General features: G+C 52.9%; 13 protein-coding genes. 11 read left to right on the forward strand and 2 right to left on the reverse strand.

Going from position 1 to position 15323, the window contains the following annotated elements:
- The 9 genes from INT84_RS06700 (at position 1) to der (ending at position 10079) form a co-directional block, all read left to right on the forward strand.
- Positions 1-879, forward strand: coding sequence for a 4Fe-4S binding protein (locus tag INT84_RS06700; RefSeq protein ID WP_194206181.1), 879 nt, complete (start codon positions 1-3; stop codon positions 877-879).
- A 122-nt stretch (positions 880-1001) separates the two neighbouring features.
- Positions 1002-1433: a nucleoside-diphosphate kinase gene (gene ndk, locus INT84_RS06705; RefSeq protein WP_103677702.1), complete on the forward strand. Its 432-nt coding sequence runs from the start codon at positions 1002-1004 to the stop codon at positions 1431-1433.
- Between the two features lie 152 nt (positions 1434-1585).
- Positions 1586-2752, forward strand: a complete 1167-nt coding sequence (locus INT84_RS06710) for a bifunctional tRNA (adenosine(37)-C2)-methyltransferase TrmG/ribosomal RNA large subunit methyltransferase RlmN (protein ID WP_194206182.1) — start codon at positions 1586-1588, stop codon at positions 2750-2752.
- A gap of 278 nt (positions 2753-3030) precedes the next feature.
- On the forward strand, positions 3031-4035 hold the full coding sequence (rodZ, locus tag INT84_RS06715) for a cytoskeleton protein RodZ (RefSeq protein WP_194206183.1): 1005 nt from the start codon (positions 3031-3033) through the stop codon (positions 4033-4035).
- 26 nt (positions 4036-4061) lie between these two features.
- Complete coding sequence (gene ispG, locus INT84_RS06720) at positions 4062-5180, forward strand: flavodoxin-dependent (E)-4-hydroxy-3-methylbut-2-enyl-diphosphate synthase (protein ID WP_176917136.1); 1119 nt, start codon at positions 4062-4064, stop codon at positions 5178-5180.
- 111 nt (positions 5181-5291) lie between these two features.
- A complete protein-coding gene (gene hisS / locus INT84_RS06725) occupies positions 5292-6581 on the forward strand; it encodes a histidine--tRNA ligase (protein WP_194206184.1) in 1290 nt (429 codons plus the stop codon).
- A gap of 13 nt (positions 6582-6594) precedes the next feature.
- Positions 6595-7215 carry a YfgM family protein gene (locus INT84_RS06730; RefSeq protein WP_194206185.1) on the forward strand — a complete coding sequence of 207 codons (621 nt, stop codon included), beginning with the start codon at positions 6595-6597 and terminating at the stop codon, positions 7213-7215.
- A gap of 10 nt (positions 7216-7225) precedes the next feature.
- Positions 7226-8404 (forward strand): outer membrane protein assembly factor BamB, encoded by a 1179-nt coding sequence (gene bamB / locus INT84_RS06735; RefSeq protein WP_194206186.1) that lies wholly within the window; start codon positions 7226-7228, stop codon positions 8402-8404.
- A 196-nt stretch (positions 8405-8600) separates the two neighbouring features.
- Positions 8601-10079: a ribosome biogenesis GTPase Der gene (der, locus tag INT84_RS06740; RefSeq protein WP_176917132.1), complete on the forward strand. Its 1479-nt coding sequence runs from the start codon at positions 8601-8603 to the stop codon at positions 10077-10079.
- Positions 10080-10137: 58 nt separating this feature from the next.
- Here the strand turns inward: der and INT84_RS06745 are convergent, their stop codons facing one another.
- A complete protein-coding gene (locus INT84_RS06745; protein ID WP_194206187.1) occupies positions 10138-11397 on the reverse strand; it encodes an MFS transporter in 1260 nt (419 codons plus the stop codon).
- Positions 11398-11439: 42 nt separating this feature from the next.
- The gene (locus tag INT84_RS06750) at positions 11440-13563 is read right to left on the reverse strand and encodes an alpha-galactosidase (protein ID WP_194206188.1); all 2124 of its coding nucleotides are present in this window, start codon (positions 13561-13563) and stop codon (positions 11440-11442) included.
- Positions 13564-13920: 357 nt separating this feature from the next.
- On the opposite strand from INT84_RS06750, the gene melR reads away from it, so the two are divergent.
- A complete protein-coding gene (gene melR / locus INT84_RS06755) occupies positions 13921-14844 on the forward strand; it encodes a transcriptional regulator MelR (protein ID WP_194206189.1) in 924 nt (307 codons plus the stop codon).
- A 103-nt stretch (positions 14845-14947) separates the two neighbouring features.
- Positions 14948-15160 (forward strand): zinc ribbon domain-containing protein, encoded by a 213-nt coding sequence (locus tag INT84_RS06760; RefSeq protein WP_194206190.1) that lies wholly within the window; start codon positions 14948-14950, stop codon positions 15158-15160.
- The last annotated feature ends 163 nt before the right edge of the window (positions 15161-15323 follow it).

The following is a 15323-nucleotide window of genomic DNA, read 5'->3' on the forward strand; positions in this document are numbered from 1 at the left end:
GTGCGTTTTTTACTGGCACAACCTCAGGAGGCACCGGCGATCGGTGTCTCCTGCACGCATCATCTTCTGCACCGTTCTTCCTGCCAGGCCTGCGTGGATGTCTGCCCTGTGCAGGCGTTGACGTTTGTTGAGGGGAAGGTAACGCTTGCCCCTGAACACTGCCTGCACTGTGGGGATTGTCTCTTTGCCTGCCCCAGCGAAGCCATTCACGGTATTACCGCGCCGTCCCGCCATTACCGCGAGGATGCGCTGGTTGCGCCGCTGTCTCTTCAGCCAGCGAGTACGGCGGAACTGTTAATCTGGCATCGTCTTTATCACATTCGCGCCGTCGCCTGCGATGTCGATGCGCACCCCGGCTGGGCGCTGGCGGTGGCACGTCTGAATCTGGTGCTACAGCGCTATCAGGAGCCAGTCTGGCGTCTGCTCCCGCCTGCGGCTACCGGGGTTAACGTGGCGAGGCGGGCACTGTTTCAGGCGCGTGAAGCGTCAGTGCATTATGCCAGCGTCCCGACGGGAAAGCGTCGTTTGCGGCAGCTTTATCCGCAGTTTAGCGAGATGATCCCGCTCGTTGACCGCCAGCGCTGCCACCTTTGCGGAGCCTGTACACGCGTTTGTCCGGAAAGTGCGTTACGCCTGACAGAGGATTTTTTTGAAATTGAATCAGCACGTTGCACCGACTGCAAAAATTGCCAGGCGGTTTGTCCCTCTCAGGCCATTACGCTTGAGGCCGGGCCGCGCAGCGAACCCCTGAGCCAGCAAGCGCTGTTTACCGTGCGATGCCCGAATTGCCAGCGTGCTTTTGTATCCTGGGAGAGTGAAAACGGATTGTGCCCGCTTTGCCGCCAGCATCAGCACGGTATGCGCCGTACTTGTTGCTAAAACTCATTTTATTTTAAAAAAATGTTATCTTCATCCATAGGCAACGTTACAGTTGCTCATTATAATTCGCGCTCCTGGATCCCGCGCGATGTGCAACGGCAGAACAACAAACAGAGGTTATTATGGCTATTGAACGTACTTTTTCCATCATCAAACCGAATGCGGTGGCAAAAAACGTTATTGGCAGCATCTTTGCTCGTTTTGAAACAGCAGGTCTGAAAATTGTCGGTACCAAAATGCTGCATCTCACCTCTGAGAAAGCGGGCGGTTTTTATGCTGAGCATCAGGGTAAACCTTTCTTTGACGGCCTGGTCTCTTTTATGACTTCCGGCCCGATCGTGGTTACCGTGCTGGAAGGTGAAGACGCCGTGCGTCGTCATCGTGAAATTCTTGGTGCCACCAACCCGGCGAACGCCCTGGCGGGCACCCTGCGTGCGGATTACGCAGACAGCCTGACCGAGAACGGCACCCACGGTTCCGACTCCGTCGAGTCCGCTGAGCGTGAAATCGCTTACTTCTTCGGCGAAGGCGAAGTGTGCCCGCGCACCCGCTAATATCCCTCTTTACACTTTATTTCACGAATGTCGCGCGCAGGCGTGGCATCTGTGCAGCATAATTTGTACAATGCAGCGCCCCCGTTTAACGGGGCGTTTCTTTTTCAACCCTCCAGGGGCCATAACGTGTAATAACGAGGCCGGATTAAATTATGTCAGAACTTAATGTCACGCCTGAGATCGCCATCCCGGCGGTTGCCAATAAAGATGGAAAAATTAACCTGCTGGATCTCAACCGTCAGCAGATGCGCGAGTTTTTTAAAGACTTAGGCGAGAAACCCTTCCGCGCCGATCAGGTGATGAAGTGGATGTATCACTATTGCAGCGACAACTTTGATGATATGACGGATATCAACAAGGTGCTGCGCAACAAGCTTAAAGAGGTCGCGGAAATCCGCGCCCCGGAAGTGGTTGAAGAACAGCGTTCTTCCGATGGCACGATTAAATGGGCGATTGCCGTGGGCGATCAGCGCGTCGAGACGGTCTATATTCCGGAAGACGATCGCGCGACGCTGTGCGTCTCCTCACAAGTTGGCTGTGCGTTAGAGTGTAAATTCTGCTCCACCGCTCAGCAGGGCTTTAACCGCAATCTGCGCGTGTCGGAAATTATCGGTCAGGTCTGGCGCGCGGCGAAAATTGTCGGCGCGATGAAAGTCACCGGTACGCGTCCTATCACCAACGTCGTCATGATGGGAATGGGCGAGCCGCTGCTTAACCTGACTAACGTGGTACCAGCCATGGAAATTATGCTGGACGACTTTGGTTTTGGTCTCTCCAAACGTCGCGTTACCCTTTCTACCTCAGGCGTAGTGCCTGCGCTGGATAAACTGGGTGATATGATTGACGTTGCGCTGGCCATTTCCCTGCACGCGCCTAACGACCAAATCCGTGATGAAATTGTGCCGATTAACAAAAAGTACAATATCGAGACGTTCCTCTCTTCCGTACGTCGTTACCTGGATAAGTCCAATGCCAATCAGGGGCGCGTGACCATTGAGTATGTCATGCTGGATCACGTCAATGATGGTACCGAGCACGCGCATGAATTAGCAGAACTGCTAAAAGACACGCCGTGTAAGATCAACCTGATCCCATGGAACCCGTTCCCGGGTGCACCGTATGGTCGCAGCTCAAACAGCCGTATCGACCGCTTCTGTAAAGTGCTGATGAGCTACGGTTTTACCACTATCGTGCGTAAAACGCGCGGTGATGATATCGACGCCGCCTGCGGACAGCTGGCAGGGGATGTTATCGACCGTACTAAGCGTACAATGCGTAAACGTATGCAGGGTGAACCGATTGCCGTTAAGGCGGTCTGAAAAGCTGAGCACTGCGCACCGGGCATGGCGCGTAGTGCATAAATATGTTGAATGGTTGGGAGAAACCCACTCGTGAGAGTAATAATTACGGTGCGTTTTTGCCAGCTTTAAGGCAGTATGTAGCGATACAACAACAGCTTAGCAACACATGCTTAAGCTGTTCTGTGATAGTTAGCCTGACAGTCATATACTGTCTGTTGTTGACCAGGCAAATTTTTCGCGGTGCGGGCACTGGCCGGCACCAGAATTTTAATTTCACGTACCAGCAGTTGTAGCGAATGAATACTGAAGCCACCCAAGACCAACATGAAGCACAAACCACCGGCGTGCGACTACGCAACGGCCGTGAGCAACTCGGACTCAGCCAACAAGCGGTTGCAGAACGCTTATGCCTGAAGGTGTCCACGGTTCGCGATATTGAAGAAGATAAGGCTCCTGCCGATCTGGCTTCAACATTCCTGCGTGGCTACATCCGCTCCTATGCACGTCTGGTGCATATTCCTGAAGAAGAACTGCTTCCCATGATGGAGAAGCAGGCACCGATGAGAGCGGCGAAGGTCGCCCCGATGCAGACCTTCGCCCTCGGCAAGCAGCGCAAGAAGCGCAGCGGCTGGATGATGAGCTTTATTACCTGGATTATCTTTTTTGTCGTGCTCAGTTTTACCGGCCTGTGGTGGTGGCAAAACCATAAAGCGCAGCAGGAAGAGATCAATACGATGGAAGCGCAGTCCTCCGCCGAACTGAATGCCAGCGACACCCACGATCAAAGCGTTCCGATGGATACCGGCACGCCGCCGGATTCCGAACCATCTAACGCGGTCCCGCTGAATACGACGCCGGATACGGCTTCTGCGCCTCAAACCACCCCAGCGCCAGCGACCACCCCATCTCCTGCCGCCACCGCTCCAGCGGAAAACACGCAGGCAAATACGGTGGTTTCACCTTCTCAGGTCAGTGTTGAGCCAACGCCTGCGCCCGCGCCGCTGCCTACCGATCAGGCTGGTGTAACCACCCCGGCAGATGCCAACGCGCTGGTAATGGATTTCAACGCCGAATGCTGGCTGGAAGTCTCCGACGCTACCGGTAAGAAAATCTATAGCGGAACTCAGCGTAGCGGTGGACACTTAAACCTTAGCGGTCAACTGCCATATAAGCTTAAAATTGGTGCCCCGGCTGCGGTCCAGATTCAGTTCCAGGGAAAACCGGTCGATCTGAGCCGCTTTGTACGATCTAATCAGGTTGCACGTCTGACTCTCAATGCCGACCAGTCAGCAGCACAGTAACAGACGGGCACCGCAGGAGAGTTTTCATGCATAACCAGGCCCCTATTCAACGCCGGAAATCGAAACGGATTTACGTGGGGAATGTGCCAATCGGCGATGGTGCGCCCATCGCTGTACAATCAATGACCAACACCCGCACGACGGATGTTGAGGCCACGGTTAACCAAATCAGAGCGCTGGAACGCGTGGGAGCCGATATCGTTCGCGTCTCCGTGCCGACGATGGACGCCGCCGAAGCGTTCAAGCTGATCAAACAGCAGGTGAACGTCCCGCTGGTCGCGGATATTCACTTTGACTACCGTATCGCGCTGAAAGTGGCGGAATACGGCGTTGACTGTCTGCGTATCAACCCTGGCAATATCGGTAACGAAGAGCGTATTCGCACCGTTGTCGACTGCGCCCGCGATAAAAACATCCCCATCCGCATCGGCGTCAATGCCGGATCGCTGGAAAAAGATTTACAGGAAAAGTACGGTGAGCCGACGCCGCAGGCGCTGCTCGAATCCGCAATGCGCCATGTGGATCATCTCGATCGTCTTAACTTCGATCAATTCAAAGTCAGCGTAAAAGCCTCCGACGTATTCCTCGCCGTTGAATCCTATCGCCTGCTGGCGAAGCAAATCGATCAGCCGCTGCATCTGGGGATCACCGAAGCGGGCGGCGCACGCAGCGGGGCGGTGAAATCGGCGATCGGTCTCGGACTGCTGCTCTCTGAAGGGATCGGCGATACCCTGCGCGTCTCGCTGGCAGCCGATCCGGTGGAAGAGATCAAAGTGGGCTTTGATATCCTGAAATCACTGCGCATCCGCGCACGTGGGATCAACTTCATCGCCTGTCCGACCTGCTCGCGTCAGGAATTCGATGTGATCGGCACGGTCAATGCGCTGGAACAGCGACTGGAAGATATCATTACGCCGATGGATGTCTCGATCATCGGCTGCGTGGTGAATGGTCCTGGCGAAGCACTGGTTTCCACGCTTGGCGTAACCGGCGGCAATAAAAAAAGCGGGCTGTATGAAGATGGTGTGCGTAAAGACCGTCTTGATAACGACGATATGATCGGCCAGCTTGAAGCCCGTATTCGGGCGAAGGCCAGCATTCTCGATCAGGCCCGCAGGATTGACGTGCAGCAACTTGAAAAATAACGTGATGGGAAGCGCGTAGCTTCCCGTGTATGATTGAACGCGTATTGCTGCTCCCGCATCGTTCGGAGAAGCGCTTTGGGTTCATATTTATATTCAGAATAGAGAATAAACGTGTCAAAGAAAATTCAGTCTGTACGCGGTATGAATGATTATTTGCCGGAAGATACCGCAGTATGGCAACGGGTTGAAAAGATCATCAAGGGTGTCGTCGAATCCTATGGATATCGTGAAATTCGTACGCCTGTCCTTGAGCAAACGCATCTGTTCAAACGCGCTATCGGTGAAGTCACCGATGTGGTTGAAAAAGAGATGTACACGTTCAACGATCGTGAGCGCGATGCAGAAGAAGTCACCTCGTTAACCATGCGTCCTGAAGGCACGGCGGGTTGTGTTCGCGCCGGTATTGAACATGGGCTCCTGCACAATCAGGAACAGCGCCTGTGGTATATCGGTCCGATGTTCCGTCATGAACGCCCGCAAAAAGGCCGCTACCGTCAGTTTCATCAGATGGGGCTGGAAGTCTTTGGCCTGCAAGGGCCGGATATCGACGCTGAGCTGATCATGCTCACCGCCCGCTGGTGGCGTGAACTGGGTATCGCTGAACACGTAACGCTTGAACTGAATTCGATTGGCTCGCTTGATGCCCGCGCAAATTATCGTGAAGCCTTAGTCGCGTTCCTTGAACAGCATAAAGATCAGCTCGATGAAGACTGTAAGCGCCGCATGTACAGCAACCCACTGCGCGTGCTGGATTCCAAAAACCAGCAGGTGCAGGCGTTGCTGAACGATGCCCCTGAACTGGCTGATTACCTTGATGATGAGTCTCGCGAGCATTTTGCAGGCTTGTGTAAACTGCTGGAAGCGGTAGGCATTCCTTATACTATTAATCAGCGTTTGGTTCGTGGTCTTGACTACTACAACCGCACCGTTTTTGAATGGGTCACCAACAGCCTTGGCGCACAAGGGACGGTTTGTGCAGGCGGACGTTACGACGGCCTGGTTGAACAGTTAGGTGGACGCGCAACGCCGGCGGTGGGTTTTGCGATGGGCCTGGAACGACTTGTTTTATTAGTTCAGGCAGTTAATCCGGAATTTACTGCCGATCCTGTTGTCGATATATACCTGGTGGCTTCAGGCGCGGAAACGCAGTCTGCGGCACTGAACCTCGCTGAGCGTCTGCGTAACGACGTTCCCGGCGTGAAGCTGATGACAAACCACGGTGGCGGCAACTTTAAGAAACAGTTTGCCCGTGCCGACAAATGGGGTGCCCGCGTTGCACTGGTACTGGGTGAATCTGAAATTGCTAACCATACCGTTGTAGTGAAGGATTTGCGCTCTGGTGAGCAAACGGCAGTCGAGCAGGATAGTGTTGCCGCGCATTTGCGCACTTTACTGAGCTAAGGAGTAAGACGGCGTGGAAATGTACGAGAACGAAAACGATCAGGTTGAGGCGCTCAAACGCTTCTTCGCTGAAAACGGCAAAGCGCTGGCCGTTGGGGTAATTTTAGGTATTGGTGCGCTGGTAGGCTGGCGTTACTGGACGGGTCATCAGGTTGAGGCGTCAAGAACTTCATCACTCACCTATGACAATACCGTTTCTGCGCTGCGTGCCGATAAACCGGAAACATTGGCTGCTGCTGAGAAATTCGCGGCGGAAAATAAGAACGTCTACGGGGCCTTTGCATCCCTGGAACTGGCCCAGCAGTACGTTGACAAAAACGAACTGGATAAAGCCAGTAAACAGTTACAGCAGGGGCTGGCCGACGCGTCGGATGAAAACTTGCAGTCCGTAATTAACATGCGCCTCGCGCGCGTGCAGCTTCAGCAAAAACAGGCCGATGAGGCGCTGAAAACGCTGGAAAATATCAAGGGTGAAGGCTGGACGGCTATCGTCGCCGATTTGCGTGGTGAAATATTGCTGAGCAAAGGTGATAAAAAGGGCGCGCACGCTGCATGGGAAGCGGGTGTGAAAAGCGACTCTTCGCCTGCGCTGAGTGAAATGATGCGCATGAAAATGAATAATTTGTCCATCTGAGAGGGACCCGATGCAATTGCGTAAATTACTTCTGCCTGGCGTGCTTACAGTCACTTTATTAAGCGGCTGCTCACTGTTTAACGGCGAAGAAGACGTTGTCAAAATGTCTCCGCTGCCGCAGGTTGAAAACCAGTTCACGCCGGGCAAGGCGTGGGACACGTCCGTGGGAAGCGGAATCGGCGAGTTTTATTCTAACCTCCATCCGGCTTTTGCTGACGGCGTGGTCTATGCGGCGGATCGTCGCGGTACTGTCAAAGCCGTCAATGCGGACGACGGTAAAGAGGTCTGGAGCGTTAATCTGGCGGAAAAACAGGGCTGGATGTCGTCTTCTCCGGCGTTGCTGTCCGGCGGCGTGACGGTCCAGGGTGGCCACGTTTATGTCGGTAGCGAAAAAGCGCAGGTATATGCACTGAATACCAGCGACGGTACCGTCGCCTGGCAGACGAGTGTCGCTGGCGAAGCGCTTTCTCGCCCGGTGGTCAGCGATGGCGTGGTGCTGATCCACACCAGCAACGGCCAGCTTCAGGCGCTGGATCAGGCGAGCGGCGCGGTCAAGTGGACCGTTAACCTCGACATGCCTGCGCTGTCGCTGCGTGGTGAATCTGCGCCGGTAACCGCTTTTGGCGCTGCCATCGTTGGCGGCGACAACGGTCGCGTCAGCGCGGTGCTGATGGAGCAGGGCCAGATGATCTGGCAACAGCGTATCTCCCAGGCGACCGGCCCAACGGAGATCGACCGCCTGAGCGATGTCGATACCACGCCAGTGGTAGTAGACGGGGTGATTTACGCGCTGGCCTATAACGGCAACCTGACGGCGCTGGATCTGCGTAGCGGCCAAATCATGTGGAAACGTGAGCTGGGTTCGGTCAATGATTTCATCGTTGACGGCGGGCATATCTATATCGTCGATCAGAACGACCGTCTGCTGGCGCTGACGACCGACGGCGGCGTGACGCAGTGGACGCAGAGCGATCTGCTGCACCGCAATCTGACCGCGCCGGTGCTCTACAACGGCTCCCTGGTGGTCGGCGATGGCGAAGGTTATATGCACTGGATTAATCCTGACGATGGGCATTTCGTCGCACAGCAGGAAGTGGACAGCTCCGGCTTCCTGACTGAACCTGTCGTCGCGGACGGCAAACTGCTGATCCAGGCGAAAGACGGTACGCTGTACGCCATTACGCGTTAACACAGCGCGCTGATCCAGTGAAAAACGGCTCCTGCCAGATCAGGGGCCGTTTGCTATTTTTATTATTACTGTTTTATGCCCGCTGGCGCTTCGCTTATCGGGTCTACAGATTGACTGAATATCTGTAGGCCGGGTAAGCAAAGCGCCACCCGGTAAAGCAGATAGTCACAAATTTTGAGTTAATGAGGCTTTAAACATGATTCCTGTGGTCGCGCTTGTCGGACGCCCTAACGTCGGAAAATCCACGCTATTTAACCGTCTTACACGCACCCGCGATGCGCTGGTGGCGGATTTTCCCGGGCTGACGCGTGACCGTAAGTACGGTCGTGCTGAGGTGGAAGGTCGTGAGTTTATCTGCATCGATACCGGCGGTATTGACGGCACGGAAGAGGGCGTAGAAACCCGCATGGCCGAGCAGTCGCTGCTGGCGATTGAAGAGGCCGATGTCGTGCTGTTCATGGTCGACGCCCGCGCTGGCCTGATGCCTGCGGACGAAGGTATTGCGAAGCATCTGCGCTCGCGTCAAAAACCGACGTTTCTCGTTGCCAACAAAACCGATGGCATCGACCCGGATCAGGCCGTCGCAGACTTCTGGTCGCTGGGGTTAGGCGATATCCATCCTATCGCCGCCTCGCACGGTCGCGGTGTGGTCAGCCTGCTTGAACACGTCCTGCTGCCGTTTGTTGACGATGTGAACCCGCCGGAAGAGGTGGACGAAGAGGCCGAGTACTGGAAGCAGTTTGAAGCTGAGCAGAACGGTACCGAGGTTGAAGAGGAAGAGGACGACTTCAATCCGCAGGATCTGCCGATCAAAATCGCCATTGTCGGCCGTCCGAACGTAGGTAAGTCCACGCTCACTAACCGCATCCTCGGTGAAGAGCGCGTGGTGGTCTACGACATGCCGGGCACCACCCGCGACAGTATTTATATCCCGATGGAGCGCGATGAACGCGAATATGTGCTCATTGACACCGCCGGGGTGCGTAAGCGCGGAAAAATTACCGATACGGTCGAAAAATTCTCGGTCATTAAAACCCTACAGGCCATTGAAGATGCCAACGTATGCCTGCTGGTGATTGACGCTCGTGAAGGGATTTCCGATCAGGACCTTTCGCTGCTGGGCTTTATCCTCAATAGTGGGCGCTCACTGGTGATTGTGGTCAACAAGTGGGACGGCCTGAGCCAGGAAATCAGAGAGCAGGTGAAAGAGACGCTGGACTACCGCCTGGGCTTTATCGACTTTGCACGGGTGCACTTTATCTCTGCGCTGCACGGTAGCGGCGTGGGTAACCTGTTTGAATCCATTCGTGAAGCCTACGACAGCTCAACGCGTCGTGTCAGCACGGCGATGCTGACGCGCATCATGACTATGGCCTCTGAAGACCATCAGCCACCGCTGGTACGTGGGCGTCGTGTGAAGCTGAAATACGCTCACGCCGGCGGTTATAACCCGCCGATTGTGGTGATCCACGGCAATCAGGTGAAAGACCTGCCGGATTCCTACAAGCGTTATTTGATGAACTACTTCCGCAAGTCGCTGGACGTGATGGGCACACCGATCCGCATTCAGTTCAAGGAAGGCGAGAACCCGTTTGCCAACAAACGTAATACGCTGACGCCGAATCAGCTGCGCAAGCGTAAGCGTCTGATTAAACACATTAAGAAAAGCAAGTAATCACTGACTTCAAGCGGGCCGGGAAACAGGCCCGCTTGAAGTAACCGGAGAGCCTGGATTACACGCGTATTTCCGCCTTAGCTTCTGCCTTTTCCGTTTTACATTTTGTCAGTGTGAATGCTGAAATAACCGTAAAAGTGAGCGCAATGCAGCCAAATATCATATAGGTATGCTGAAAGCCAATCCTGTCATACATACTGCCTGCAAAAGAGGACATGAATATTGAGGCAACTTTCGAAGCGACCTGATTACCGACCAGATAAATAGTAGCGGATAATAACGGATTAAATACGCCCGTAATATACTTAAATATGCCAATAAGGATAAACGGTACTTCTAATGCATGAAGCATTTTTAAAACAATAACTTCTATTTCATTTGTTGCCAGAGACGAACCAATCATACGCGTTGTCATGACCAGCCCGGCCAATAACAATGTGTTTTTTGCACCGATGCGGTTAATAATCCAGGGCGAACAGAACATCACTATTGCGTTGCATACTTCCCCGGCGGTAGTAACAAAACCAAAAGCCCGGTTACCTTCCGCAGGGGTCGCAAAAAAAGATTTAAAGAACGTGGCGAATTGCTGATCGTAGGTATCGTAGATGCAGGATACGCCAATCACATACAGCATGAGCATCCACAATTTACGATCGCAAAACAGACGTCCTACCGTTTTCAAATCGACAGCCGGACGCGAGACATTTACGTCCACTAACGCGCCTGGATCCGCCTGCGGCTTAGCTATCCAGACCAGCACTAATAATACGACCGCTGCCGCTGAGCCCATCCAGAACACATAGTCAGGGTTGATACCGAACAAAAAGCCAGCCGTGGTCGCACATAAGCCCCAGCCCAGACAGCCAAAAGTCCGTGCTCTGCCATACTCAAACCCGGTATGGCGACTGACGCGCTCAATATATGCCTCCATCGCGCCAGCACCAGCTGAAAAGACAAAACCGATATAGAGGCCAGCGCTTAATGCTCCTAACCAGATATTGACCTTTAATAACGGGGCAAAGACGTAGAGGAAAAAAGGGGCAATAAAGACCAGGGCGATGGCGACAATCCACATCAGGTTTTTTTTCAGGCCCAGTTTATCGGAAATAAATCCCAGTGCTGGCTGGAAACAAATACCGGCCAGTGACAGGCTGGAAAAAACGATGCCGGTATCTGTCTTACTTAATCCAATCTCATCTGATAGCCAGATCGGAAGAAAAGGAAAACAGGTTGCCATAATAAAAAAGTAAATAAAAAAGAAGAAGCCAAAAATCCAAAAATTGGGATTCCGCATATAATGACTGTTCGCAATGCTCATTGTTATTCTCCCTTCAGGGCCGCACGATGCGGCCAGTAGTGATTACAAACGCTGTAAACCAATCAAAATGGCGCTCTCTGGATCAAGCACGGGGAGGATCAGCCCGGCTTTTTGTAACCATTCTCCGCTGGCCGTTTGCGGTGTTAGCGTCCACGCCGGAAGTTTGTGCATGGTATGACCGCCTTTACCGATCAGCGGGAGAGTCGACGGATCGAGCATGGTGATTTGATAACGTGCATTGGTATCCAGGCCCGGAAAACGCAGCGGCGATGTGAGTGAGTAATCCGGCATTGCCAGTTGGCTCACGAGGAACAATCCCTTTTGCCTGTCGTCACTCACGACACCCTGTACCATCGTAGTGGCATCTGGCATATCCACGCGCCAGTAGAGGCCGTGGTGAATTAACTCGCGCCACTGCTTATATAAGAGGGCATATTTGCGGTAGCCTTCACGCTCCTGCTCGCTGACAGCGACGGGATCTAATTCCAGCCCCATATGACCGAACAGCGCAGTGAGCCCACGGAAGGCGATCGTATGCTGGCGGTCCGTCGCATGACAGCAATCGCTGCCGATATGCGCTCCAGTGATCTCCGGCGGGAATAAATAACTCATTCCGCGCTGGATAGTGTTGCGTTCAAGCGCATCATTGTTATCTGAAGCCCAGAAGCGGTGGCTGCGTTTCAAAACTTCATAATCTATGCGCCCGCCACCCGAAGCGCAGGCTTCAAATTCAACATGCGGAAAGCGTTCAATAAGGGCGTCCACCAGACGGTAGAACAGGCGGGTTTGGGCGTTAGCGGCAGCTTTACCTTTATGCCCCGGTTGCACCAGTACGCGATTCATATCCCACTTCACGTAATCGACAGGATGCTCGCCCAGTAACCAGCTCATTCGCTCCAGCAGATAATCAAACGCCTGCGGAATGCTCAGATTCAACACATACTGATGGCGTCCGGTGAGCGTCTTGTAGCCCGGTAGCGATAACACCCAGTCAGGGTGAGCGCGGTATAGATCTGAATCCGGGTTAACCATTTCCGGTTCAACCCAAATGCCAAACTCCATACCCAACGATTTCACATGCTGGATAAGCGGCATCAGGCCATCAGGATACTTTTTCTTATCGACGTACCAGTCGCCCAGCGCCGCACAATCGTCATTGCGTCCTTTAAACCAGCCATCATCGACAATAAAGCGTTCCACGCCGAGCGCGGCGGCTTCATCCGCCATACGCATGATGTAGTTCGGATCGTGGTCAAAATAGATCCCTTCCCAGGTATTAAGATGTAAAGGCCGTGGTTTATTCGCCGGGAAATGAATGATCTTTTCACGCAAGTAGCTGTGAAATTGCTGACTCATTCCATTGAGTCCCTGCGCTGAATAACTGGCGAAAAGCTGTGGCGTCCACAGAATTTCGCCCTCGGTAAGCGCCATTTCACCCGGCAAATAGAGTGCTTCCGCCTGTAAATAACGCCGGCCATCGGTTTTTACCCCGGCGCGCAGGCGATGATTGCCGCTCCAGGCCAGATGGACGCCCCAGACTTCACCTTGCATTTCGCTAAAGGCCGGACTCCCGGTAATAAGGGCAGGGAAATGTTCGTGAGAGGTGCGACCGCGCCGGTTTTCCAGCACGAAACTGTTATGTTCAAGCGTTAATCGATGCGGCTGGAATTCATGGATCCAACGGCCATGAAATGCCATCACCTCTTTGGCCCGTTCGGCAACCGGCAGGGTTACGGCCAGCCGATCCACCTGCCACGGTTCCGGGCGTAAGTTAGTCAACCCGTGACGCACGTTGAGCACGCCACTGTTGTCCAGCTCCATTTCGCTGTACAGGCGCAGCCCCGCCTGGCGATCTTCACTGGTAATAATTAATTTTTGTTCGTACTGCGTCGCCTCTGTCGTCGTGAATAAGGGCGAACCATCTAACCCCTGACGATGACCTTCAATGCCCGGCGAGCCAAAAAGCCCATTGCTGACTTCAGCCATTAAGGTGAGGGGAGCATCCACATCAAGGCCGCTATTCGGTAGCGGGCGATCAAATATTCCTGCGTCCTCAGGACAGAAATTGTGAATGTGCGGACCCCAGTAAAGGATTTCAGCGAATGGATGCGTCCTGACGATGACATCTGTCGTCGCGCTTTCTAAACGTAATATTGAACCAGGCATAAGACTCCTCCTGTGTATAACGCCTGAACATTCCCCAGAACATCCTCCGTTTTACTGCGACGCAGTGCTCAAAAAGGGGATCCTGAAACTCATTGAACGCTGGATACATGGTCCGGCGTGCAGAATTAGCAGGGCAAGGGTGTCACCGGCTGGCGGGAAAAGCCTCCGGCTTCACCGGTGAGCCTTCCCGGAAACTCAGATTGCGCACCAGGGCGCAGATGATCTGAATTTATGGGAATAAATAGCGATAAAAGCGCAGTAATTAGCCTAAAAATGGCGTTATGCTGCAAATAACGGTTCGTTTCGATCTAAAGCAAGGTTGCCTGGTGCTCTGGTATTTCAGGATAAGGAACAACAATGGATACGCAGCCCGTCCTCTTCGACCCGTACATGTGTGATAAAGACGATAAAAAAAATCGTAGCCCGTTGGCGCTCTATGCTGAACATCAACATATGGATATTGAGCTACGCCCGCCGACCGCGATGCCCGTCAGCCACTGGCACGGACAAATTGAGATCAATGTTCCTTTTGACGGCGATGTGGAGTACCTGATTAACAATGAGGTCATTTCAATAAAGCAGGGGCATATCACCCTGTTCTGGGCGTGTACTCCGCATCAGCTTATTCGTCCGGGCACCTGTCGGAATATGGCGATTTTTAATCTACCGATGCACCTGTTTCTTTCCTGGCCGCTTGACAGGGAATTAATCAACCATGTCACGCACGGGATGGTGATCACATCACAGGTTCCGCAACAGCTTAGCGCTTTTGAGGTTCAGCGCTGGCAGCAAGAGGTTAATTGTCAGGATGAACAGATTCAGCAAATTGCCATTGATGAGATAGGTCTGATGTTAAAACGCTTTAGTCTCTCAGGCTGGCAGCCGGTTCTGGTCAATAAAACCTCGCCTGCACACAAAAATAGTATTTCCCGCCATGCACAATTTTACGTAAGTCAAATGCTGGCCTTTATTGCGAATAATTACGATCGGGCGCTCACCACTAACGATGTCGCCGAGCATGTTAAACTGAATTCTCACTACGCAATGGGACTCTTCCAGCGCGTTATGCAGCTTACAATAAAGCAGTACATTACGATCATGCGTATCAATCACGTTCGTGCGCAGTTGTGCGATACCGATAAAAAAATCCTTGATGTGGCGTTCACCGCCGGGTTTTGTTCCAGCAGCCGTTTTTACAGCATCTTCAATAAGTACACCGGCATGTCACCGCAACAATATCGTAAGTTGAGCCGACAGCGGCGACAAAACGTCGGCACCTGACCGGTATCCTCAACGCTCTGGCGCTTCACCGTCTGCCGATAGCGCGGGCGGCAGTCATATTGTGTTATGCTTTCCTGTAACGAAACTGTTTTCCGGAGGTGTTATGCAACTCAACTGCCCAACCTGCAATCATCCACTTGAACAAAACGGCGGCCAGGCGCGCTGCGCTTCCTGCCATCAGGATTTCACGCTAACGCCGCTGTGTCCGGAATGCCATCAGCCGCTGGACGTGCTTAAAGCCTGCGGCGCGGTAGATTATTTCTGTCATAACGGTCATGGATTAATTTCAAAAAAACGCGTTGAATTTATTATATAATAATTAAATATATTCTTCCCATAAATATTATTTTCTTTTATTAATCCTGTTTTATATATCAAGCCGCCGGGAGAAACTAATACCTGATTAAGTAATAAGAGCGGCCCATGTGTTTTTAGGAATTTATTTAGATTTTTTCTTACAGCAGTTGGATAAAATATTT

The organism is Superficieibacter sp. 1612_C1 (genome assembly GCF_015234305.1).
Taxonomy (GTDB): domain Bacteria; phylum Pseudomonadota; class Gammaproteobacteria; order Enterobacterales; family Enterobacteriaceae; genus Superficieibacter.

Coding starts and splice junctions, on each gene's coding strand:
- ndk (WP_103677702.1), top strand. CDS start 1,002: ATGGCTATTGAACGTACTTTTTCCATCATCAAACCGAATGCGGTGGCA.
- INT84_RS06710 (WP_194206182.1), top strand. CDS start 1,586: ATGTCAGAACTTAATGTCACGCCTGAGATCGCCATCCCGGCGGTTGCC.
- rodZ (WP_194206183.1), top strand. CDS start 3,031: ATGAATACTGAAGCCACCCAAGACCAACATGAAGCACAAACCACCGGC.
- ispG (WP_176917136.1), top strand. CDS start 4,062: ATGCATAACCAGGCCCCTATTCAACGCCGGAAATCGAAACGGATTTAC.
- bamB (WP_194206186.1), top strand. CDS start 7,226: ATGCAATTGCGTAAATTACTTCTGCCTGGCGTGCTTACAGTCACTTTA.
- der (WP_176917132.1), top strand. CDS start 8,601: ATGATTCCTGTGGTCGCGCTTGTCGGACGCCCTAACGTCGGAAAATCC.
- INT84_RS06745 (WP_194206187.1), bottom strand. CDS start 11,397: ATGAGCATTGCGAACAGTCATTATATGCGGAATCCCAATTTTTGGATT.
- INT84_RS06750 (WP_194206188.1), bottom strand. CDS start 13,563: ATGCCTGGTTCAATATTACGTTTAGAAAGCGCGACGACAGATGTCATC.
- melR (WP_194206189.1), top strand. CDS start 13,921: ATGGATACGCAGCCCGTCCTCTTCGACCCGTACATGTGTGATAAAGAC.
- INT84_RS06760 (WP_194206190.1), top strand. CDS start 14,948: ATGCAACTCAACTGCCCAACCTGCAATCATCCACTTGAACAAAACGGC.